The 24,185-nt window shown below is 33.6% G+C and carries 19 protein-coding genes; 3 read left to right on the top strand and 16 right to left on the bottom strand.

Annotation, left to right across the window (positions count from 1 at the left end; genetic code table 11):
• Positions 1 to 60 precede the first annotated feature (60 nt).
• The 15 genes from JE46_RS11740 to JE46_RS11810 all read right to left on the bottom strand — a co-directional run bounded on the left by JE46_RS11740 (position 61) and on the right by JE46_RS11810 (position 20,167).
• Positions 61 to 3,762, bottom strand: a complete 3,702-nt coding sequence (locus JE46_RS11740) for a contractile injection system tape measure protein (RefSeq protein WP_031455478.1) — start codon at positions 3,760 to 3,762, stop codon at positions 61 to 63.
• Entirely contained in the window at positions 3,749 to 6,520 is a 2,772-nt protein-coding gene (locus tag JE46_RS11745; RefSeq protein ID WP_031455479.1) for a hypothetical protein, read from the bottom strand. The genes JE46_RS11740 and JE46_RS11745 overlap by 14 nt, the downstream gene beginning before the upstream one ends.
• 8 nt (positions 6,521 to 6,528) lie before the next feature.
• Entirely contained in the window at positions 6,529 to 10,221 is a 3,693-nt protein-coding gene (locus JE46_RS11750) for a tudor domain-containing protein (RefSeq protein ID WP_031455480.1), read from the bottom strand.
• Entirely contained in the window at positions 10,221 to 10,655 is a 435-nt protein-coding gene (locus JE46_RS11755) for a GPW/gp25 family protein (RefSeq protein WP_031455481.1), read from the bottom strand. Before JE46_RS11755 ends, JE46_RS11750 begins: the two co-directional genes overlap by 1 nt.
• A complete protein-coding gene (locus tag JE46_RS11760; RefSeq protein WP_031455482.1) occupies positions 10,648 to 10,947 on the bottom strand; it encodes a PAAR domain-containing protein in 300 nt (99 codons plus the stop codon). The genes JE46_RS11755 and JE46_RS11760 overlap by 8 nt, the downstream gene beginning before the upstream one ends.
• A gap of 216 nt (positions 10,948 to 11,163) precedes the next feature.
• Positions 11,164 to 12,960 (bottom strand): type VI secretion system tip protein VgrG, encoded by a 1,797-nt coding sequence (gene vgrG, locus JE46_RS11765; RefSeq protein ID WP_031455483.1) that lies wholly within the window; start codon positions 12,958 to 12,960, stop codon positions 11,164 to 11,166.
• A gap of 2 nt (positions 12,961 to 12,962) precedes the next feature.
• The gene (locus JE46_RS11770) at positions 12,963 to 13,634 is read right to left on the bottom strand and encodes a CIS tube protein (protein ID WP_031455484.1); all 672 of its coding nucleotides are present in this window, start codon (positions 13,632 to 13,634) and stop codon (positions 12,963 to 12,965) included.
• Positions 13,635 to 13,644: 10 nt separating this feature from the next.
• A complete protein-coding gene (locus tag JE46_RS24035) occupies positions 13,645 to 13,815 on the bottom strand; it encodes a DUF5908 family protein (protein ID WP_157505913.1) in 171 nt (56 codons plus the stop codon).
• 5 nt (positions 13,816 to 13,820) lie between these two features.
• Positions 13,821 to 14,279, bottom strand: a complete 459-nt coding sequence (locus tag JE46_RS11775) for a phage tail protein (RefSeq protein ID WP_031455485.1) — start codon at positions 14,277 to 14,279, stop codon at positions 13,821 to 13,823.
• Positions 14,279 to 14,752, bottom strand: a complete 474-nt coding sequence (locus tag JE46_RS11780; protein WP_031455486.1) for a phage tail protein — start codon at positions 14,750 to 14,752, stop codon at positions 14,279 to 14,281. Before JE46_RS11780 ends, JE46_RS11775 begins: the two co-directional genes overlap by 1 nt.
• Positions 14,753 to 14,805: 53 nt before the next feature.
• Positions 14,806 to 16,383, bottom strand: coding sequence for a phage tail sheath family protein (locus tag JE46_RS11785; RefSeq protein WP_031455487.1), 1,578 nt, complete (start codon positions 16,381 to 16,383; stop codon positions 14,806 to 14,808).
• Between the two features lie 37 nt (positions 16,384 to 16,420).
• On the bottom strand, positions 16,421 to 17,254 hold the full coding sequence (locus JE46_RS11790) for a hypothetical protein (RefSeq protein WP_031455488.1): 834 nt from the start codon (positions 17,252 to 17,254) through the stop codon (positions 16,421 to 16,423).
• Positions 17,251 to 17,820, bottom strand: a complete 570-nt coding sequence (locus JE46_RS11795; RefSeq protein ID WP_031455489.1) for a DUF4255 domain-containing protein — start codon at positions 17,818 to 17,820, stop codon at positions 17,251 to 17,253. Before JE46_RS11795 ends, JE46_RS11790 begins: the two co-directional genes overlap by 4 nt.
• A 340-nt stretch (positions 17,821 to 18,160) precedes the next feature.
• A complete protein-coding gene (locus JE46_RS11800) occupies positions 18,161 to 19,030 on the bottom strand; it encodes a helix-turn-helix transcriptional regulator (RefSeq protein WP_031455490.1) in 870 nt (289 codons plus the stop codon).
• A 675-nt stretch (positions 19,031 to 19,705) separates the two neighbouring features.
• Complete coding sequence (locus JE46_RS11810) at positions 19,706 to 20,167, bottom strand: hypothetical protein (RefSeq protein ID WP_031455492.1); 462 nt, start codon at positions 20,165 to 20,167, stop codon at positions 19,706 to 19,708.
• Positions 20,168 to 20,359: 192 nt separating this feature from the next.
• Between JE46_RS11810 and JE46_RS11815 the strand changes: the two genes are divergently transcribed.
• Positions 20,360 to 21,589: a PQQ-dependent sugar dehydrogenase gene (locus JE46_RS11815; protein WP_031455493.1), complete on the top strand. Its 1,230-nt coding sequence runs from the start codon at positions 20,360 to 20,362 to the stop codon at positions 21,587 to 21,589.
• Between the two features lie 37 nt (positions 21,590 to 21,626).
• Here the strand turns inward: JE46_RS11815 and JE46_RS11820 are convergent, their stop codons facing one another.
• Complete coding sequence (locus JE46_RS11820; protein ID WP_031455494.1) at positions 21,627 to 22,682, bottom strand: GntR family transcriptional regulator; 1,056 nt, start codon at positions 22,680 to 22,682, stop codon at positions 21,627 to 21,629.
• Between the two features lie 426 nt (positions 22,683 to 23,108).
• Here JE46_RS11820 and JE46_RS11825 point away from each other — a divergent pair, with 426 nt between their 5' ends.
• Together JE46_RS11825 and JE46_RS11830 are read left to right on the top strand one after the other, a co-directional pair.
• Complete coding sequence (locus JE46_RS11825) at positions 23,109 to 23,510, top strand: DoxX family protein (RefSeq protein ID WP_031455495.1); 402 nt, start codon at positions 23,109 to 23,111, stop codon at positions 23,508 to 23,510.
• A gap of 191 nt (positions 23,511 to 23,701) precedes the next feature.
• Positions 23,702 to 24,178: a hypothetical protein gene (locus JE46_RS11830; RefSeq protein ID WP_236010677.1), complete on the top strand. Its 477-nt coding sequence runs from the start codon at positions 23,702 to 23,704 to the stop codon at positions 24,176 to 24,178.
• The last annotated feature ends 7 nt before the right edge of the window (positions 24,179 to 24,185 follow it).

Raw genomic sequence — 24,185 nt, forward strand, 5'->3', positions numbered from 1 at the left:
ATTGATTTTTTAATTGATTAATTTTTTATTTTAAGAGATTGTATTTATAGTTTTATAGGTTTAATAAGGCCAGTTAACATGCAATGGTTTGTCCATCCAGGCATATTTTATAATTGAAAAAGCAAAAGGTGATTTGTTGATCAGTACATCATAGGCTTTCTTGTCTACTGTAAGTTCCCATCTGTCTTCAAGCTCTGTCAGGATACCGTCGCGTACAAGCCAGTTTCCTCTAAAACCATCTACTGAACAATCGCCAATTGCATCCCAGTAGGAAATAGCAGCCAAGATTAAACCGTTGATTAATGTTTTATTTTCTTCGGGAATTTCGATTTCGTCCGGTATGGCATGCATCATCGATAATCCGCACAATACCTTGTTTAGGGGTAAATATGCTTCTTCTGTTTTTGTTAATCCTGTAACTACATATTGCAGGTATTGCGAAGCGCGAATCTGATTTTCTATACTGGTAAATTCGTTATCAACTACCAATTTAAGCCTCTCAAACAACATAATGATATAGCTGTTTAAGATTACGATTCCGGCGTTTCTGACAGCAATACCCTCCAGAATAGGGGCTTTTGTTTTTTTACTGATGCTTATTGTTTCCATTTTTTCAAGTATTTCAATATTTTTTGAGATTTGAGCAGTTTGTTTTTCGGCATTGCTTACTGCTGTAAAACTAAGTTGTAAAGACAGTGGAAATAGGTGAATGTGTTTTTCAATGTCGATCAGGAAGCTTTTTTTTGCAATTCCTTTTTGGGTTACCACTTCCCAGATTAATTCATTCCAGATTTTATCAATCGAAATCAGTTTCCAGTTATCATTTGCTGCGGCTTTGAGCAGTTTTCTTAATAACAGTATTTGTATTTCTTTTGAGGCTATTCCTTTAATCGCAACGGTTCCTAAAACGGAATAGAATTTTTTTAGGATTCTCAGATAAGACTCTCTGTTTTTATCTAATTGATCAATTGAGTTACATAAATCATCAAAATTAATAGTACGGCTAAGCCAGTCTAATTGCGCTTCGGCAACGAATTCATTTTTGATTATTCCGAAAAATATTTTAGGATGGTTTACTACAATTTCACCGAGTAATTCCTTAATGTCAAATGTTCCGGAAATACTTAAAGCAACAGGAATTTGTTTTTGACAGATGATGAGTGAGAACCATTCCTGTTTTTCTTTTTCTGAAAGGTTTTTACCTGCAAACAAAATTTTGCTTTTAGTTTTAGTCTCCAAAGGCAATGTATCCTCAGGCAGATTTTTCACGGTAGGATTTTCTATAAAAGAGGGGAGAGCCTTATTTTTTAAATCTATTTTATGAAGACGTTTTATCTCCTCTATAAGCTGATTTTGATTATTGTTACTATTGGTTTCCAGGTAAACGTTGAGCGCATTTTGCAGCATTTTTTGAAACAGGATTTCATTTCCTTTATAGGCAGAATATTTTAAAATCGTTATCCAGAACAATTCATTTAATCCAGAACAGATTTCTGTTTTTGAAAGTGTTGTGATTTTTTTAGTCAATAGGGCAGATTGTTCTGCTATCCAGTGGTTTTTTAAAGATGTACTGTTCTTTAAAAAATAATGCATAAGGATTTTACTTTCTCTTTCGTCCTTTTTTCGTAATAAAATAAATTTAGGATCATCAAAATTCAGAATCAGCAAATGAGATAATTCAGAGTGGGATTGTTGAGATGTGCTCTGTATCAAAAGTGCTAGTTCTATAACATCTATGGCGCTGTTGTTTCTCAATTGATTAAAAAAAGTATTTTTAACTGCGACTCCAAAAGACTTTATTTTTTTAGAAAGCAATAGTTTGGTTATAAACTGAAAGTAATTTTTACGATGTGTATTGGTTACTTTTTGGGATAACTGAAGAATAATGGTTTCCAGGAACAGCGATGAAGTATGTTCCGGATGAAGAAATATTTCCTGTATACCAAACAACAGCAAATCATCAGTAAGAAGCTCTTCAGGAAAATCGTATTTTTCTTTGGCATTTAAGATTTCGTATACCATCTGAATCGTTTCTACCAGTTTTGTTTTTTTATAGTTGGCAGTTTTAACCAATAATTTCAATAATTCACGGTTAAGGATCAATGGAAGTATTTTTTTTAGCAAATCTTTATTGCCATACGAAAGCATTACTTCGAAAGCCATTTTGGGATGTAGCGTGATGTTTTTGATAAGTGATCTTTGCAGGTCTGTAAAAAGCTCTTTTTGGGCTGATTTTTTTTGTAATTGGATTTCGAGTTTTGATAGTAAATTTTTGAAATGAATGGCAGGATAACTCGAATTATTACGGGTTATTTCACTGCAATAAATAGCATTGAGGCTGTTGTAAATTATTTCAGAATTATGATTTTTTACAGCAGAAGGAATTTTGGCACTGGTAAACGATTCTAATAAATGTTCCGGATCAAGATTATTCTTCTTACTTAATTCTGTAATGCAGTGGAGTAGAAATGTACTATGAGTTACATTTTTATTTTTTATCAGAAAAATAATTGAGATTTGCCATAAGGTCTTGCTGTTTGTTTTCAACTTAAGGGTGCTGCTTAATTTGTTCAGACAAATTATAGTATCCAGATTCAACGATGATGAAGCTGTATCGAAGTTAGAAAACAATAATCTGAGAGCTGTTTCATTTAGATCCTGAATCAGTAAAATAAGAGCATTCTCGTTATGTAAAGTTTTATTTATGAGTGTGCTAAATTTTGTTGGATTCTCATTGCTCAGCGCAACAATCAATTCATTCAAATCGTTTTTATTGGTATTTGTTTTTTCTTTAATTGTATTGTTTAGTAATTGTTCGAAAATATCCCAGTAATCTTCGTTTTTTTCAGGCTGATAAGGGTCTTTTTTTTGAGATTCAAATTCCTGTGTAAGTGTTTTTAGCGAAGCAATAAAATCATTGTCCTGACTGGTTTTATCAGAAAGTTTTATAATCGTGTTTTCAATCAGCAAAATAAGTTCAGTATACGAAATATTGTAATGATTTGCCATTTGAAGAATACTGCTTTTCATAAACGCCAGTTTATTAAAAAGCGTTCCTCGTTCCAGCAGCAGAAAATTGAATATAAAAAACCAAAGATTTTTTTTGAAATTGATTGCACTGGTCTGAATAATAGTTTCTTTTACCTGAAGTTTCGTCATAACAGATGTGAATTCAACTATGGTATTGCTATTATTGGGTTCAAGTGCAGCGATTATTTTAGTTATATTACTTTCGTTAAATTGCCAGGCGATTCTTTTTCTTACCTGTTCATGGGTAATTCCTGCTTTTTTGATGATAATAGTAACTTCGGCTAAATTATTCTGAAGCAATTCGGCCAATATTTCGTTAATAGATCCTTCTTTGTTTTGGTAATTCCATGGCAGATAGCCTTCCATCAAAAAAACAATAAGATTCTCCAGAATCGATTTTTCTTTGTTGTAAACCGAAATCAGGTTTTTCTTCTGATGATTTTGGTAGATAATCATTTCAGCAATTTTTTCCTTCAGCTGATTTCGAATTTTGGTGCTTAAATCAAACTCAAGATCATCATAATCGCACGGGCCAAGGTTTAATTCCAGCGATTCAATTCTCCAGCTTTGTTCAGGCGGACAAAGCTCATTAAATATATTAGCGACTTCTCTGGGTAAAGCGATTTTGCTCCACGAACTCAAACGGTCCTGAAGTCTGTATCCTTCTTCTTTACGGTCAAAAGTAGTATCCCACTTTAGACTTGATACAATATGGCGGTTAATTTCTTCCATTTTTTGTTTCTAAAATTGAGGTTAAACTACTTATAAGATTCATTGCAGACTGGGCAGGGTTTACAGTTACATTTTTATCTGCATTATCTGTAAACGGACTCTCCTGATCGGTTTTCAGTGGCAGCAATTCATCTTTGTATCGCAAACTTTCATACCAGTAGAGATAATCCGGAATAAATTCTTCTAATTCCTGACAGCTTAGAAAAAGACATTCGTAATTCACATTTGCAGGAAGATTGATTTTAAGAAACTGTTTTAATCGTTTTTTAAATTCAGCAGTTTGAAAAGGTGGAATAAAATCCGGGAATATCAAAAAGACACTTTTTTTAAAGATTTTAGAATCAATAGTTACTTTTTCATTTCCGGACGGAATTGTAATCCGGAAAGAATAATTAGACCGTGTTGCTTTTACGTAATCATTTTGATTTTCAATTGTTTCATTGCTGGGAATGAAAAAATATTTTACATCAGAAAACAATAAGAAATTTTGTTGTAACTGTATATCAAGTGTAGTTTCATCTGTAACGTTTAAAACATAATTCAGATTAGTTACAGTTTGAAAATCGATATTTTCAATACGGTAAGAAGCAGCGTTTACCTGATTCTCTTTTATAATTTCGAGATTAAATTTTAATTGATTCAGCAGAAGTACCGATTCCAAAAGAATACTTCCGCTTCTTTTTTCTGTAAACCATAATGCTCCCTGTACTGTTTTGAACGCATCACTATCAGATTGCTTTTCAGAACTGTTTTTTAAAATATCCAGTTGACTTGTAATGAAATTTGAATATATATTTTTTAACCCGAAGAGCAAATTCAGTTTTAATTCAATTCCCGAAAAATTATTAAAATCATTTAAATGTAATTTCTCCTTTTTATTGATTTGTTCAGATCTGAATATGAAATCAGAAGTATTTTCATTTATAAGCCTGAAATGTTTTTCTTTGATTTTAGGTAAACTCGTATCAAGTTTTCCGTGAGCCTGACTGGCTATCTTTGAGGCGCTTAAAAAATCATATGCTTTTTGTCTGTTATACGACAGCAGTCCAAGATTTTGTAAATACAGGCTTTTTAAGATTATTTGATCTTTTCGTTTGTCTCCTGTGTAAATCGTGTCATCAATAATAGAATCAATCACTTTTGGAGATTCACCGTGTCGAGCAAGCAGATGGTCCAGTAATTTGTTTCTTCGGTCGAGGCTGATATTTTCCTGTTCCATAAGTTTCATCAATCCAAAAATGTATGGATTATAAGGATCCTGCTGATATTCAATCCAGCTTTTTTCTTTCAATTCAGCCTGAGATTCATTACCGTAGCTGTAATTAAACGTATTGCTGTCTTTTAATAAAGGCTGGATGTGAGGAACCGTATATAATGACTGATAATAATAGCTAGGCGAAAACATTTTATAGGGCACGGGATATTCTAAATGCTTTTGCTCGTATTTATCTTTTACGGCATAAAAAGCTTCTTCATCTGAAGGGGTTCCACAAACAGAATTTTTAAAAGAAAAAAGTTTAGAAATATTAGCCAATTGCGAAAACTGATTAGCCAGTATTTGATCAAATAATGTCAAATATCCTTTTAACTGCCGTGATTGTGCCACCTGAACCGGTTTTGTCTCATCTTCGATCGTATCATCGCCAATATTGTATTGCGCCGGAAATGTATTTTGAATAGAATAATAGGTGTTAATATCCCTAAAGTAACTTTTAGGTAATTTTATACCTGTACTATTGCTTATAATACTGGTTGTTTCTTCAAAATTATCAATACTGGCCAATAAAGGTCTAAAAGAATCAAAAGGCAAATCTTTTCCGTTACAGCTCAATATCAGGTTTTTATTTTGATAAGAGCCCAAAATATCAATTGACAAAATTTGATTTACTGTAGACTGAAGCAGAGCAACCGTTTTTTGTTCCTGATAAAGCTGTAAACCGGAAATGGAATCAACTCCCGCCACAGATTCTATTACAGAAACTAAATCAACTGCCTGAATAGTATCTTTTTTATCAACTAAAGATGCTGTTATAATCCAGCCGTTTTCTAAATAAGGGCCATCATAAATTTCAGATGAAGTATATCCCGCAAGTTTTAAATTATCCGTACTTGTTTGCGCAATTTTAGAAAAAACATAAGATCGGAGTGCAGCTTGCAGTTCCAGTAATACGGTATAGGGGTCAGCTTCTTTTTTTAGGTCTAATTTTCCTCCAATCCAGCAATTTACAGGCTGGAGTGCAATAGGGACATTAAATAGCTCTCCTAAATTTCGACTTTTGTTGAGTAAATAAAATGCCGATTTACAAATATTTTTAATTTTATTGGGATTCGTAATTTCAGGATTTACGTAAACATAAACCTGATATACTTTATTAAAGGGAAAAATATTATTGTTATAGCAAATTATGGCAACATTATAGACCTCTTCGATACCATCAATCAAATATTTTTTATAATCGTCAATTGTATACGGAGCAGTTGTAAGTATTTGATATGGTAAATAAAACTGGTTATTAATTTCGAGATCACCGTTGGCATCTGTTAAAATATCCGGAATACTAAAATCAGTACAATACCCCAATTCAGTGAGTGCATAACAAAACTGATCTAAAATAGTCATTCCCGGATCACTTGGGTTAAAGTTTGTCCATTCACTTCCAATATGTTTTTGGATATAACCAAGTGCTTCGTTTTTCAGAAAAGTGAAATCCTGATGCGGAGGAAGCGGTGTCTTTGTTATGTGATTGATTGTATCCATTTCTCAGATTAAAAAGTAATATTGTGATCAGGTGCTGAAACTAAAAGTGTCGTTGGACCATAAGCTTTAAGCGTAGCTTTATTTTTTTTGCAAACCGTTTGTATTCTTGTTTTGGAATTAATGTAATAACTGGAGAATGAAACATTTTCAGCTAAAGCTACCCCTTCGATATTTTGAATAAAAGAGGTTACTTTGGCATTAATCAGCGGTTTTTCAATTTCTGTCTGAGCTGCAGCACTGTTAATCCAGGGTGACAGATACAGTTTTAAAGCATCATTTACATTTTTATGAATGAGGATTGGCTGATAACCGCTTTCAACAACTATTTTAGCAGTAACAGAAACATATTCCATATTAAAATTCGAAACTGTAATGTTTGCAAACGGAGAAGCATTTTCTTTTAAAAAATCTTCTACATCGCTTTCCAGACTGTTTGACGCCAAAGGGATAAAAGCATTACTGTCGTTCCCACTATCCATTTTTTTTACCAGATAAACAGTACAGCTGTTTTGATATTTTTTATTTACAATTTTTGAATAATAAACACTATCGTATTGTTGAGCGATTAAAGTATAATAATCAGAAGACGTAATGACTCTGTTTTTTGTTTTGATAGTGTTACTAACTCTTTGATTTTTATTGGTTTCGTTTTCTGCTGCTTTTCCTCCAAAAGAAGCAAATGGCTGAATCAGTGTTGCAATTTGTGGAATTGCATTTTGCGGTTTGGTGATTGTACCGCTATTTATCTGTGGAGTTTCCGTATCCAATAAAAATTCTGTTCCTGTTCGCTGAACGCTAAATCCGTTTGTTTGCAAAAAAGTGGTGTTAGAGTAGGAGTCAGGTGTACCGGAAACCACAACAGAAATCCAGTTGTTTTTCCCCGACATATAAATTTCATTATTACAGCAATCTGCCGGAATAGGAAGTTCAATAATTCCTGAACGTTTAAACTGATTCGTTTCGTCTGCCAGCGGTTTTATTTCTTCCCAGCCTGAATTACTTAAATAGAAATAGGTAACGCTCTCACCAGGTGTTATTGCTGTTGAATTTCGGGCTAATTCAAAATATAAATTTAAAGTACTGTTGCAGATTAAATTTTCAAGCTCTATAAATAAACCTCCTGTATAATCAAAAGAAGGATAAATAGGCAAACCGTTTGTAACAGTCGAACCAGACCCTGAAATAGCTGTATTTACATGTGTATTGGTTTGATCAGCATTATCAAATATCTGATAATTCTTAAACGGGGTATAAATGAAATACTGCAGCGGATATTCTCCGGCGGTACTATCCAGTTTATACGTTACGCTTGCTGAATAATTTGCAAAAAAGGATTTTATTTTTGGAGCAAATGGTAAATTTGCTGATGGAATGAATATGGCATCATCTTTACCTTTGGCTTTGGCAAGACTATTCGCATTTTCTAAGGCAATATGGGTCACAACGTTCGGATATATCTCTGATCCAAAACCATATTCCGGTCCTGATAAAACCAGTTTTATGAATCCGGATGAACTGGTGTCAGTAAATTTTAATGGCTCGTTCTGGATTTTAGGATCAACAGCAAAAGTATTGTCAATTACAACCTGAGAATCAGATGTAATTGTTTTAGAATACATATAATAGCTTTTTGAGTCGGTAACAAAGGGAACTGTCGGATCTCCATTTTCAGGATCGAATAAAAAAACAGGATCCGGATTAAAGATAGCGGGTGCAAATACATCTACGCCATTTGGGCTGTCCACTTTGTTTATTTTAAGTTCCTGCCACGATTTTCCCTCCAATATATTAAAGTCAACAGTAAAGCTGGCATTGCAAAAAGTACCGTCGTTAACTACAGGAACAGGCTTCGGAGAGAGTCCAATTATGTTTCTTAATTTTTCCCCCAGAGTTACATTGGAAACAACAGGCTTTATGAAATCATTGTATTGTTTATAATATGTTCCAAAGTCAGAAGGCCGTTTGTCCCAATTGATTCCTATGATAAACTTGTCAATAGGTTTACTCAATATTTCATTATTTCCAATTATAAAATTGGCATTTTCTACCGGAATTGGGCCAAAAGGAGGAAAGGGATTTTTAGTATTTAATTCCCCAAAATCGTTATACAACTGAAATGTTTTAACTTCATATACTTTTACACCGATAGTAATAGAAAGTACTTTTGGAGGCGTACCCGGATTTGGAACTGATTCAAATAATATTTTAAGCATTGGCCATTCAGTCTTTAATCCATCTGGATTAATAAGGAAAGGCTCTATTGCAGCTTCTGTAGCAGCAAGGCTTATTTCTATTGTCACGGTAGTTAAGGAAGTATTTATCTTAAAAACTGTCGGGTCTAATTCAAGCTTTAACCAATCGTTTTGGGTACTTAAAAAATAGGAAGCTTTCTGTAAAAAACTTAAATAAATTGCCGAATCAAATTCCAGCGTAAGCGTGATGATCCTTTTCCCTTCCCGTAATAATAGCATAGGCGATGCAAAAGCAATTCCGATTGGTACTGAAGCAGCGTTTGGGTTTGATTCCCCAAAAGTTGGCCAGCTTATTATTTTTCCATCAGGATCTTTTTGTACGCTGGTGGATTTAATCGATTGTAAATTATAGGATGAAGTATCAGGCTGATAACAAAGTGTATTTGCACTTACAATACTGGCCGGATTTAAGGCAGTGTTTTTTTGTGATGCAAATAATATTGGATTTTTTTGTGCATCAACTCCGGCATTAAATAAAGTACCAACAGGTAAATTATAAACTGAATCCGTTTTGGCAAGTGTGGCACACAAAAATGTACTGTCGGCCAGAGCAGGTAATTTGGTTTGTTTTAAGATATCACGATAATAAAAATCAAGATGTTTTTGTGAAATGCCGTTTAATTGATCTTGTTGTATTTTTAAAATATTGATAAAAGACCTTAAAAGTGTTGTATCTGGAAATTTACTTTTTTTATGGCTTAATTTTTTAAATTCATCAGATGAATGATGAATTACAGTTTGTAAAAAACTAAATAACTGATCAGCTTTTTTGGTCAGAATATTCAAACTGAAAGCAATCATTGTTTCTGATGTATTCAGAATATTTTGTTCTGATTCAAATCCAAAAACTTCCCAAAAAGGAGATTTGTCTTTATTGATACTCCACAAATGGGTTTCAAAAGAAACAAATTTACTTACAGGCGCAGGCTCAATAAAAACCTTATTCACAGATGAGGTATATAAGTATTGTCTAAAAGATTGGATAGCCCAAAAATCTATGCTCAGTTTTGTCTGTACTTCGTGAAGAATATAATTTTTAAGATCATATTTTTCATTTGTTTTTTGCATATAATGGGTCCAGCTTTCGATAATTTTATAAATAGCATTCAGGTGGTCGAATAATTTGCTTAACGCTTTTGAATTCAAATTACCTGCGTTAGTATTTAGTGACTGTTTTTGAATTTCTGTACAAATAGTCTTGTAGACAGCATAAAGGTTTTTATAATTTGTTTTGGATATAGAAGCCATTAAAAACACCGGATCTTTTAATAAAAAAGGATTCCAGTTTCCTTCAATGGTATTGGTGTCATTATAAAAATTGATTAGCTTGCTAAATTCGGCAACAAAGTACAGCCAGTCCTGCTCAGTCCTTCCATCAATCAAAGTGGAATTAGGAATGAGTGACTCATTAAGTGAATTTATGGCGCTATTTTGATCAATTACAAGCATTATTTTACGGCTAAATTGGTTCCTTCGTTTAAATGAAAAGGAAAAACATAATTATGTCTGGTATTCGTTTGTGCGTAGATGTAAATAATTAATATTTCGACAACACCATTAATTAAATCTGTAGCTGCTACCCGTACTTCCTGAACTATTATTCTTGGTTCGTAACGTAACAAGGAAAACTGAATAGTTTCTACAATTTCTCCTTTCAAAGTATTGTCGATTTTTCTAAACATAAATTGCTGTAATCCGGATCCAAAATTCGATTCCAGCGTACGTTCTCCTTTACGGGTATTCAAAATGATATTGATAGATTCGTTTATATTGGTTTCGTTTGCCGAGATATTCACCTGATGATTACCTGCAGAAAAAGACACAGGAAATGCCCATCCTGAACCCAAAAAAACATTTTCTTTTTTATCGGCTATTTTATCCACCTATTATCACATTAAAGGCTCCAAGGACAATTGATCCCCCATGAGCGGTTTTATCTCCTATTCTTGCGGCGGGCATTCCACCAATTTTAACAGTTGCCGATCCTTGTACTATAGAGTCAGGCGGTCCTACGCAAACCAGTATATCGCCAACTCTCGCTGCCGGCAATCCTGCTATCAAAACATTTGGTTGTCCGGGGCCCACAACTGGTCCGCCCACATGCGGAATAGGAGGTACTGCCGGAGTTTGCATCGGGCACTCATGAAAATCTGTAAGTCTTGCTGCTGGGGGCATATTTTTAGTTTTTTGTTATTGGTTTTTAGTTGTTGGTTTTTAGTTTTTTTTAGGTTGTTAATAAGCTGAACTCGATTATTCTTCAACTTTTAAAGTCTTTGATGTAATTAGTTTTAAAAATACTTCGTAGTGCTAGGTATAATTCCCTATATAAAATTAATTGTACCAAACAGATTAACAACAGCCAACCACCAACTAAAAGCCACTAACCATCAACTAATTAATCATTACCATGGCGCCTTTCAGCGTTAATTCCATTCCTCCGGAAACCTGAGCTGTTTGTCCGCCCTGAGCAGTATACTGCATATCTGCAGAATCCTTAATATTCATTCCTTTGGTGGCAACATCACCTCCACTAGACTGAATTGAAACGCCCTGGGTTCCTTTGATGGTCACATTTTCCTGAGCCGAAATAGAAATGCTTTTTTGGCTTGACAGATCGATACCACTGCCAGACATGATAACACTATTCTGATTTTCATCCTGAATTGTGATTTTTTTGTCTTTATCGCTGATAATGATGGTATTTTTATTAGGCGTAGCAACAGTCCATATTTTATTTTCATCATCAAATTCTATTGAAATTCCGGATTTGGAAACAATAGCTTTTATTGAATTTTTTTCATTAGGCGCTAAGTCCGTAAAAGGTTTATTTTTGGTTCCGCTGTACAAACTTCCCAAAATCACAGGATAACGGGGATCTTCGTTTAAAAAACCAAGGATAACTTCATCACCAACTTCGGGTAAAAAAAACGCTCCCGCTCCACTGGTAGAATAAAAGTTAGAAAGTCTGGCCCAGATTCCTGTGCCATTCGTGTCAAATAATGGAACATCTACTAAAATTCGATATTGAGAATCGGGATCATCATACATTTTTTTAACGGTAGCGTTAAATAAACCCCTTGCTCCGGGCAAAAGACCGGATGCGGGAGGAGACATAACATCTGGTTCTTCGGTAAACCAAAAAGGCGAAAGTCCAAGTGAAGCATGAGAAACCCAATTTCCTTGTGACAAATCATGAACAACTCCCGAAATAATATAATCACCATTAAACCGATCGCCAACACCATCAAAAGTCATATATTTTCCCGGATCAATTAAGTTCGTTCCCTGAAATTTAGCCTCTCCAATTATTTTAGAATATTCACTTTTAACAATTTGTGCTTTTGACCAATTCGTTAAATCAGCAGTTTCTAAAGGTGCTGAAGTTTGCAATTGAAAAGCAGAGAGTCCAATAACTTCGGATAATTTTTTTGATGATAAATTTCCGGATCCGGCTACATTTGGAGTTGCTTCACCTTTTACGAGTACCTGATTTTTGTAATCCCAGCTATTAGAAGTAACATTTCCTAATTGTGTCGTGGCATTTAATTTAGCATTAAATTCCAAAAGAGTATTTCCGTAAGTTACAGTCAGTACAGATGTTGTATTGCTATCGGGCGTATTGACAGAAACTTTTCCGTTTATCGTTGTCACAATTAATCCGTTCGCTTCGGCAAGAGCCAAAATATAATCCCAGTCGGTTACATAATATTGTACCTGTTCAGGCCACTGAGTAGTGGTAGCCGTTACATCCGATGATAATCCATAGGTTCCAATAATGGATGAAATGATATCACTGTCTTTTTGATTAGAATACGTCAGGCTTTTTCTGCCTACAATCATTTTTATTGCAGCATCCCTGCATTCTATTTCCAAGGCTGATCCAACCAAATCATTAATACGAATAGATTGCCCCATAATTAAACCCGAAAAAATAACGGTGTTTTTATTATCATATCCGGCCTCTATACTTACACTTGCACCCGGAACAAAAGTAGAAGACGAACTTGCATCAAAAGTTCCGGTATTGGCTTCTCCGTCCAGAATCATAATTTTTGCAATAGCGATCCGATTTACTTTTTTTTCGATGTGAACAGAAAGCACACTAAGTTCATCTGGAATTGTATTGCCGTTGACTTTGACTGAGAATGTTGCGATTCCCCCACTTGCTATTTCGTTTGAAGCACTCATGATTAAGATGGATTTACAGGAGGAAATATTAATTTATCGATCCCTTTGAGATTTCTGAATTTGTTCAGGTTGTTGAATTGCGCCACTTGTATATAGAGTGAGTCATCATCCCAAGTTTGTAAACACAACTGAGGTAATGACATTCCCTCTGTTACATTGACAATATGCGTTAAGTCCGGTGACTGAGGAGCATCAATCATTGTTACTGATTTGGGAGAAATATATTGACTGAATGCCAAAGATATTTTTGCTCTCAAAGGACTTCCGTCTGGTTTAAACAGAGTGTATGAAATATCTATAGAATCCAGAACCCCATTAAAAGTAATATTCTGACCCCATTGTACTTTTACGAAATTAGGACGGTGAATTTTACCGTTATACGTATAAATAATAGTTTCCAACGCCTCTATTTCCTGTGCCATATCAATGCGTTTTGCATCTACAATACCTGTACAGTCTATTATGATTTCGAAACTTAGTTTATCGCTGGGAGTACTTTTATATTTTTGAGATGCAGAGCTTGTTGCAGGAGCCTGCTGTTCATTATATTCAATGCTCTTTTGTATTTTAATGGTATCAGGATTAATCATAAAGGCATACGGGCTTGCTGAGAATTTATTTTGAAATTCTTCATCAGTATATCCTGTTATTTTCATTAATTCCAGACTTGCCATTTTTTTATTTTTAACGTTTATAGCTATTCTCCTGATTTTTTTCTGCAATCAGCCTTTTGCATTCTTCCAATACCTGTTTTCTTAAAACAGATAATTCTTTTTCTTTCACTATAGAAGAATTTCTCGTATTGCTGCTTACGATTTCTGTCTTGATAATGAGTTCTCTTATTTCTATTGGCATAATTATTAAGTAAAAAGGTTATCAAATTTTGTGTCTGAAGAAATATCAAAATAGGTATAGGCGAGTTCAATAGATTCTATTGCAATACCGCTTTCCTGCGAGTTTAAGTCAGAAATAGCATATTTTACAGGATAAGCATTATTAAAAGTCCATTGCATACATACAATACCGGTGGCATTAAGCAAACTCAAAATCACATTGTGGGGCTGAATCGTATTTGATAATCCCTGATCAATAGAGTTTGCACACCAGTTTACCAATTGAGATCCCACGGGTACTACGGCTCTTTTAAGAACTAAGTTTTGGCTGTTAGAAACAGTTGGGAGGCGGTATTTAAAACGATTCTCGCCTCCGCAAACAATTTCTTCAACACTTAATTCTTTCGAAATTCCTGATACCTCTTTGAAAGCTGCATCTACACCTGAAAATGAAAGTGTAAAATAGAAGCTAACCGGATAATCCATTATTTGCCACCATTTTTGATGATGAGCTGCTCATGTGCAATTTCGATAGTGTCTACTGCAACCTCATTTCCATCAGATTTTAAATCGGTGCTGGTAATTTTGGTGGGCCAGGCATTATTTAATGTCCATTGCATGGTTACATCGCCTTTTTCGTCTAATAATTTGATCAAAACGGTTCTTCTTTTAATCGTATTCATCACGATTTGCTGATGCCAGTCCCAAAAAGTATTATCGTTTACAAAAATGCCACGCTTCATGGTAACATTTCCGTATTTGGTAATTCCCGGCATTTTTTCTACAGAAAAAAGAGGGCTGTTACTTTTACGATATTCTATAATTTGATTTTCGACATCCATTCCTGTAACTTCCTGAAAAGCTACTTTTGTCAATTCGGTTCCAAGGTCTACTTCGAACCTAAACTTTGGCATTGGCCATGTTGCGCCTTGTACGCTTCCGTCATCTGGTGGTGGCATAATATTTTATTTTAAATTAAAAATTTCTTTGATTTACTAGAGTATTTCTTTGATTAACTAGAAGTTGCCATTTGCTGTTGAAATGTCAATACGATAAATTCTGCAGGATGAACTACTGCTACTTTTACAGTTACATTCATAAAACCATTCAAAAGATCATCTGCTGTCATTGTAGAACCCAATCCACAGGCAACAGAATAAGCATCTGATGCACTCGCACCTTGCAGACCGCCTTGTTTCCAGATCGAATTAAGAAAACTGCTGATCATAGAAATTACGGCTTCCCAGGTATTTTTGTCATTTGGCTGAAACACATAAGCCTGAGCTGCGAGTTTACAAGACTGTTCAAGAAAAATCATGGTTCTTCTTACCGGAATATATCGCCAGTCCTGGCTATTTCCGTCTAAGGTTCTTGAACCCCAAATTAAAATACCCAATCCATTAAACATTCTGATTGCATTGATAGATTTTCCTGAAACGGCATCAACATTTAAATTTGCCTGCTGACTTTCAGAAATACTGATTGGTAATGAAGATGCTCCAACAATAGAAGTATTTGCAGGTGCTTGCCAAGGGCCAACAGCATTGTCAGTGGTAGTAATAACCCCAGCCATAGCACCGCTTGGAGGCAGAATATTAGCATCAGTCAGTACGTGTTTTATGATTAACGAGTAAATTGGGCTCGCAATCAAAAGAGCATTGTTGTTCTGAGTAACACTTAAACCACTATCAGGATTTTGAATGTTGGCAATGATCGTAGCAACGGCAGGGTTAGGTGCACTTGGCGGATTAAGAATGGATGCAAGTTGTTTTGTATCACCACCAAATAAATTGGTATAATCAATATCCGAATTCTGCATTATGGTAGTTCCAATAAATGGATAATAGGCCATACCATAATTTAGGCCCTGAGCACCCGTGTTATTCCTGAAATTGGTAATGTCCTGAGTATACAAAATAGGATCAGGATCATCACCTCCGATAATATCAAATAAACACATGGCCGTTTGCATTTTTGTAGCCTGAAGAAGCATTGATTGCATAAGAGTACCATTGTCTGCAAGATTTAACAAAGTAGCTTCAGGACAAATGTACATCGTTGGTTCCGGTTCGTTTAGTAATAAAGCAAGACCGTTAGATAAGTCGCTTAACTGTACATTCGGATTCACAATCGGAGTACCCGGAGTCATTGGCTTTTGTGATCCGGGTCCATAAGTACCCACAGATACAATATACGCATCGCCACCGCCATTCTCATAAAAAAGCTTCACGCTGTTGTACAAATAATAGACTGTATTAGGATCAGGAACTATAGAGTAGTAAGATCCGTTGATCAACATATAGTCTCCCTTTGCCGGTTGACTTTTTTGTTGTACTAAATAATATTCAGGGCTATATTGTTTAGCAGGGCTTGCTGGACTCGCAGGATCCGGTAAACAAAAAAATGCCTGAAAATCAGAGAACGATGTGATTCTTACTGGTACATTCGTATACGATTTACCTTCGTAAGAAGCTTGTGGCGTGTATCCAATAAATGCCGGTACAGCCGTAGCAACTGCTACTACTGAATTTGGAAAGGCATTTAATTCCTGAATATACACACCAGGGGTTTGGATGGTAGATAAATTCATTGATTTTTAATTTTTAATGTTCATTTTAATTTGTTTTTTATAGATAGATATACATTGGTGATGCTATTTGATTTGTCTTACTGTTTTTAACTATTTTAATTTGTGAAACATCAGGAACAGGTAGCCCTTTAATGATTACTTTTCCGTTTAAATTGCTTTGACCGGATCCATTTGATGTATTTTTATTAATTAAATCAAATTTGTACTTCGGTTTTTCACTAAGCAGAATATTAGTAGTGTTTGATGTAAAAAGGAGCGCTTTTTCTCCTGTTTGAAGAGTAACCTGCTGCGGACCATTAAATTGAATATTTTCTTTTTCAGTAATCGCCGGATTGTTTAACGGAACTGCATTTTTATTAATAAAATAGTATTGCCATTGTGTCGCTCTGGCTTTAAATTTTATTTCAAACTGTAAGGGAGTAGTGGTTTGATTTTTTAGAATATCAGCAAAATAAATTTTTAAACTGCCAAAAAACGGAGCCATTGATTTTGTTTCTAATGTTGGGTTGAGCATTGTAATACCATTGTTATTCTGATTTTTATCATCCTGGCTGTCAAATATAATTTCGCCGAGCCAGTTGATAGGTAATGCTGTAAAAAGAATGAAATTTGGATTACTGCATTTAATGTCAAATTCAAAGTAATTCTGTGTAGTAGTTTTCGAAATATAATCGAATAAATTTGACAGTGATGATGTAGTACTGAACAAATCAAAACCGTTGTAAATAGTATTGATTTTAAAACCAAATTTCTTCAGTATTTTTTCGGTTTTATGATTAGCAATAAAATGCAGGCAATTGCACTTGGTGTTATCAAAATAAGTATGATACACAGCTGTCGTAAATATTTTTATGTAATTGCTTTGTATCATGTTGTCAGAGCATTATTGGTATTGGTTACAGCTGGTATAATCGCGATTGTTTCATTGGCCTGAACTTTTATAAGTTTCATTTTATAAATTATTGATGGCTGGTATTTTGCTCCCATTGCGGTCCACAAACTATGCATCTGATGGTACGAAATCTTTTCGTATTCAAATTCCAGTTTTGACAAGCCTTCCGGAATAGAAGAAGAGCTGGAAGCATCCAGATAATTATTAATCTGAAAAAAATAAATAATGGCATCGAGAAATTTTAGAGATTCATTATAATCGTCAAAATTACTGCTGATCAGGATGTCCAGATTGTATCTTTCGACAGGGTTAAAACTGGAATAATTTCCATTTTCGAGCTGCTTGTTTTTTATATAAAATGGCTGATTGGTTTCTTTCTCCACATTAATTAAAGACAAAACCACTTTATTCTGATTCACTTTAGGAAATGTACCATTCACATCTACAATATAATTCAGGACGATTTTATCTTCGTCCAGTCCAAAACGGTTTTTTAAAAACTGTCCCAGTAATTTATTCGTAAATTGAAGTGATTGATTGATCATTTTAATATGATTTAAATTATTCAGAAAAGAGATTGTCAATGGCAGTGGTAAAATTACTTTAGAATTGAATTTGTGTAAGATTTTCAGAATGTACTTTTCGTATACATTGTTTAAAATTTCTGATGTTGTATAGACAAAATGTAGACAGGAATATTTTTTAGTAAAAAGAAAGGATTTATTCATTATATATGGTCAGTTTTAATACGATTTATGAAAGATGATTTTAGGTTTTTAGTTTTATTTAGGGTATGCTGTTAGTTTGTTATAAAATAAAAATTGATTCATTTATAGGTTGTAAATGAATCAATTAAGATTTTTTATATCGAAAGATGAAGTGATTTTAAGAGACGCTTCTTAAATACGAAATGATATCCTGTTTTTTTTCAAGTGTCAATTTCTTTTTTAAGCGGTATTTATGAGTTCGTACGCTTTCCTGATTAATACCGAGCAGATTGGTAATATCATTATTACTCATATTCATTTTAATGTAGCAGCAATACTTTAAATCTTTAGGACTAAGGGAAGGATGTTTTTTGGCAAGGGCCAATAAAAATTCAGGATCTGACTGTTCAAAATAAATTTTAAAATCGTCCCAGAGTTTATTGTCATTGGCAGCCGTTTTAATAGAATTTGCGATAGACATTAATTCTCTTCTGATAGTATCATCAACATTTGGGTACAGGAACGAAATACGTTTTTTAATATTTTGAAGTACTTCTACTTTTTGATCAAGTTCCATTACATAATGACTTAATTCTCTGGTATGATTAAAATCATTTTTTTGTAAGGCTGCTTCTGCAAATGTTGAACTTGCTTTATTTGTAGTTTCTGTTTTTTTTAAGACAAATATAGATTTGATCCTGTAGATTAAAAAATCAACATTATTAATAAGCTTATATGGATGTGTAAAAATAATACAGTTTTTTGACCAGCATGACGATTCGCATTCATAGCTTTGAGTTAAACATAAAATAGGAATATCTATTTTGCTGGAATTGAAAGTACTGTTGTTTATAACAGGCTGATTTCTTTTGAAGCCTAAAATAATTAAGTCCGGTGCCAGTGATTTTGCGGTATTATATAAATCGATAGCTCTCGAAACAGTAACCGTAGAAAAAGTAAAATCAGACATTGTTGACAATACATTTAATACCTGGGTTAAAACGAAGGTATCATCACATCCTATCAATATTGATTTTTTTTCAGGCATTTTAGTAATCGTTTTTTGGGGTTGGTTGGTTTTATTATAGCAGTTTAAAATTAAAAATCTATTATGTATAACAATAATAATATGTTATGAAAGGCTGTTTTTTTGTTATGAAAATTATTTTTTGGTGTTGTGATTTATAGCGTTTGTGATTTAATATTAATTTTTCAGGCATTTAAAAGAAAATATAGAGAAACTTAAAACAATGAAAGCCATTCCGTTTGGAATGACTTTCATTGTTTTTTACTATAACTGTAAACACTGTTTTCTAATTTAGGGAGGTATTCACCGGAGGATTTATCTTAAAAAACTACAGAGGTAACTTATTATAAAGTACAACAAAAAATGTAAAATTGTAAATATCAATATAAATATTAAAAAATTATATTTTGGAATTAGATTTATTTTGGCAAAAAAATAAAATACTATTGCTGTAACGTATGGCAAACCAAACATAACCGCTAGTTCCAAATAAAATTTTTCGGCTATCTCTTGCTGATACGTAGTTATGTTAATTATGTTGTTATGAAAATTATTTTCTGTACTTTTTATGCTTTCCCAAATAAGATTTATAGTAATATATCGTATTACAGCTGCCGTTGTTATTGAAAATAACAATAATTTTAAAATTTCTTTATGTTTCATTTTAATATGAATTTTGTTTTTTCTACAAATGAACTATTTTTTAATTTTATTAGCGTTTAGTAAGTTTATCCTGTTTTTATCAATTTGGAGATATTTAATAATACGGTCCAAAAAAGAATGAGATATATATTGTCCTCTTGAAAAAGTTATAAAATATTCATTATTAGGTTTCAATATAATTCTTGTCGTAAAATTGTTAATCGATTCATCACGATTATATCTGTCTTTTTTTATGAAATTTATTAAAATTGTGCCTTCGAAAGGTCTTGTTTGTAAAATATTTTCTTGTTTTAAATCTAATAATCCTTTGCATATAAAGTTTATTTCTTTTTTATCTGTAATATTGATTTCCTCAATTCCTCCCAAAAAACCTGAAGCCCTATTCTGAATATTAATCTTGTAGATAGAATTTATCATTTCTTCATTAATATCATTTTTAGAATTACAACTGCTTATTAAAAAATATATTAAACCTAATAAATAAGTTTTATTCATAATTAACTTTTTTTCAATGTTTCCTAAGTTTTATTAATCTCCAAATATATAGATTTTAAGAAAAGTTGTAAAAGATGTTTTATTAAAGTATCGCTTTAAATTATATAAGTAATATGGTAAATTGTATAATTTTTTATAGAATTAATTTTAGATTTTTGAAAACTATTACAAATAAAATAAATCCCAAATACGATGAGAAATATAAATTACATTCTGAGTCTTTCAATGGCAGCTTTTACATTATTCAGCTGCTCGAACGATGATAAAAACACAAACGATCCGGGAACACCGACAAATCCTGTTGAAAATAATTCAGCCAATACAACTTATACTCCTGCGTTTGAGGGACAAACACGAATAGGCGGACTACAGACCAATACAAGTTATGAGGCAAAGATCATAACTTCAGCATTGACTAGTCCCTGGGGGGTCAAAAGCCTTCCGGATGACAGACTTTTAGTTACCGAGAAAACAACAGGAAACTTACGCATTGTTAAATTAACAGGTGAAGTAAGTGCCGCAATTACAGGTTTACCAGCGGTAAATTCGGCAAATCAGGGAGGTTTATTGGGTTTGTGTCTTGATCCTGATTTTACATCCAATAGGATGATTTATTGGGTGTTTGCTGAAGCAGGAACAGGCGGAAACCTAACAGCAGTTGCGAAAGGAAAGTTATCAAATGACGAAAAAACAATCGAAGGAGCGACTGTAATTTATCGAGCAAATCCGGCAAATGCAAGTACGCTTCATTATGGAGGCCGTATTCTTTTTGATAAAACCGGAAATCTTATCGTTAGTACAGGAGAACGTTCAGTGTTAGCAACCAGACCGTTGGCACAGTCGGTTTCTGCCGGTTTAGGAAAAGTGGTCAGAATAACCAAAGACGGACTGCCAGCAGCAGGCAATCCTGTTTTTAGTCAGACAGGAGCTTTAGCAGAATTGTATACTATCGGGCATAGAAATCCGCAAGGGTTGGCACTTCACCCGACTACAGGTGAAATTTGGCTAAGCGAACATGGACCGCGCGGGGGAGATGAAATTAATCGATTAAAAGCAGGTTCAAATTACGGATGGCCAGTCATAACTTATGGTATAGAATACGGAGGAGAGGCAATTGGAGATGCTATCCAGAAAAAAGAAGGCATGGAACAACCGGTGTATTACTGGGATCCTGTTATATCACCAAGCGGTATGACTTTTTATAAGGGTGACCGTGTGCCGGAATGGAAAAATAATTTATTTATAGGGGCATTAAGTGGTCAACATATAGCACGTCTTGCAATAGTAAATAACCGTGTTGTGGGAGAAGAAAGGCTTTTAGCTGGCGAAGGTCAGCGATTTAGAGATATTACTCAGGGCAATGACGGTGCTTTGTATGCTGTAACCGATCAGGGTAGACTTTATAAGATAGATAAGAAATAATAATTTCAATAAAAATGGCGCTCTCAGGCGCCATTTTTTATAGAGAACTGCGTTCAATATATCCAAACGGATTTTTGAAAAACTCTTTTTTATTGCTCAGTACCAATTCTGCAGCCTTTTGTCCCATGGCTTTAAAATCGCTGCTTAGAACACTAATGTCAAGAAGCGCCTTGAGTGGGGTTTCATTATAAGAAATGACACCTACATCAGTACCAATTTGGAGTTTTTTTTCTTTTATCTGCTGAACAAGCTGCACCAAATCATTATCATCAATAACGATATAAGCTTCTTTTGATTCAAATTTCAGATCATTATTTACTTCTTCTATGATTTCAAAGGCAAGGGAATTATTTTGACAGAATTCCTTAAAACCATGTAATAAACCAACCGGAATTGGAAATAAGGTTTGGGTTGAAAACACCAAAATGATCTTTTTGTATTTTTTTAATTTTGCGAAAGCTTTTGTCAGCGCATACATTATATCCTCTTTAAAATCCTGATAAACTGCTGTAAAATTCCCTGAAATTTCAGAATAAGAATTGTCTAGTATCAAAAGTTTATCTTTCGGAATGGTTTCAATAGCTTTTAGAACTCTGTTTGTATAATTAATATGAGTTTTTTTGCTGGTTCTGAAATGAGGCATAATTATAAAATAGTTATAATTATTAATGTTTTTTTTCAAAGCATTAATAAAAAGCTGCTCATCACAATAATAGATATACATATTGACATGCCCTTTATTTCCAATTGTATCAACAAAAGCATTGTAAGCCTCCATTTTATAGGTACATGGTTTATTGATAAGAAAAAAAACATCAAACTTTGCTTTTGAGCCGGTATAGGAAACAAAATTTCCGGATCCCATCACGGAAACTATTAATTTCTGATCCCTTAATATTTTGTAAGCTTTTTCTGCAGTGTCCCGCGAAATCGAATTTTGGGTACTCAATTCATTTATTGATGGCATTTGCTGGCCGGTCTTCATTTTACCATTCACAATTTCTGTGGCGAGAAAATCGGCTACCTGTATAAATTTAGGAGAGCCGGAATCCATTTTCAGGTTTATAGTTACATTATTTCTTTTTGATACCATAGGAGGGGTTTCTGATATATTTTATAAAGCTTTCGTTAATTTTTAACCTCCTTCATTTTGAAAAACAATAGGTATGAGGATAATTGTATGAATACTGAGTGAAGAATTAAAATTTTAACAAATATTTTATTTTATTTTTATGATTAATGTGTTTGGGTTGTTAAATGTTAATTTGGTTGTTCTCAAAAATATAGAAATTGAATCCTGCATCTGTCCTGTGCTGTGCTGAAAATGTTTAGGGAGTTATTTTTTTAACAAATACTAGATATCCAATTACTAAATCATAAGTTGTAAAACTCAAAAGAATGATTTTTTTAATCTTTTAGTAATTATATTTTTTACTATTTTTACCTTTAGCAGCTATCATACGTCAGCATTGTTTTGTATGAAATACTGATTTGTTTTACTAAATTTAAATATTAAAAAATGAGAAAAAACAATGATTTAGGTTTGTTAATACTTCGTATTACAATTGGATTTTTAATGCTTTTGCACGGTTTTGCAAAATTTGGCGGAGGGTTGGAATTTATAAGCGGTATGCTTGTAGAAAAAGGGCTTCCGGGATTCTTTGCTTATGGTGTTTTAGTTGGTGAAATTTTGGCTCCAATTGCCATTTTAATTGGTTTTAGAACAAGGCTTGCAGCACTTATTTATGCATTCAATTGTTTAGTTGCCGTATTAATGGCGCATAGTGCAGATATATTCAAATTAGGAGAACACGGAGGCTGGGCGCTTGAGCTTTTAGGATTGTATTTCTTTGGTGCTCTTGCTTTATTTTTTACTGGTGGGGGAAAACTGGCAGTTTCAAAAAACAACAACTGGGACTAAAATATTCATTTTAAATCTGTAGTGAATTAGAGATAAGGGTCAGGCTGAGCAGAGTCGAAGTGGCTTTCAAATTATAAAGCTTTTATCATCCTGTCAATTTCATCCAACAGATTAGGATACACTATTTTATCATATACAAAGAGGCTTTCGGGTCTCTTTTTTTTGTTTTCTATTAAGAAAAAAATAACAGAATGAAATCCAATTCTAATGTTATTTTAATGTTGACCATAAAATTTCGTCCTAACTTGCGCCACTTTAAGGACAGAAAAATGTTGAGCAGAATTAAAAATAGTATCTTATGTAAATGCCTTCAGGTGTTGCTAATTGGGTACTTTCTAATCAGTAGTATTAATGTCTCAAATAGTTTTGGCCGTATCATCGCTGATAATGCAGAAACAAATACGGTTAGAGGTATTACCTGTAATTTCCTGAAAAAAATATTCAATTGCGACAGTATTTCGGAAGAATTGGATGACTACGAAACTAAGGAAACAAAAACCACTAAACTCGCAAAAGGAATTCCGTCATTAGATTATCTGGTACCTTTAAACACTTCATTAACTGTTTTGTACTTTCAAATTAGTGCAAAAACAAAAAACTATGTTGATAATCAAATATTCTCATTTGGTTTTCATGGTAAAATTCATTTACCGCCACCTCGATTCTAGTGTAAAT

The sequence above is a fragment of the Flavobacterium chungangense LMG 26729 genome, assembly GCF_000735715.2.
GTDB classification, from domain to species: Bacteria; Bacteroidota; Bacteroidia; order Flavobacteriales; family Flavobacteriaceae; genus Flavobacterium; species Flavobacterium chungangense.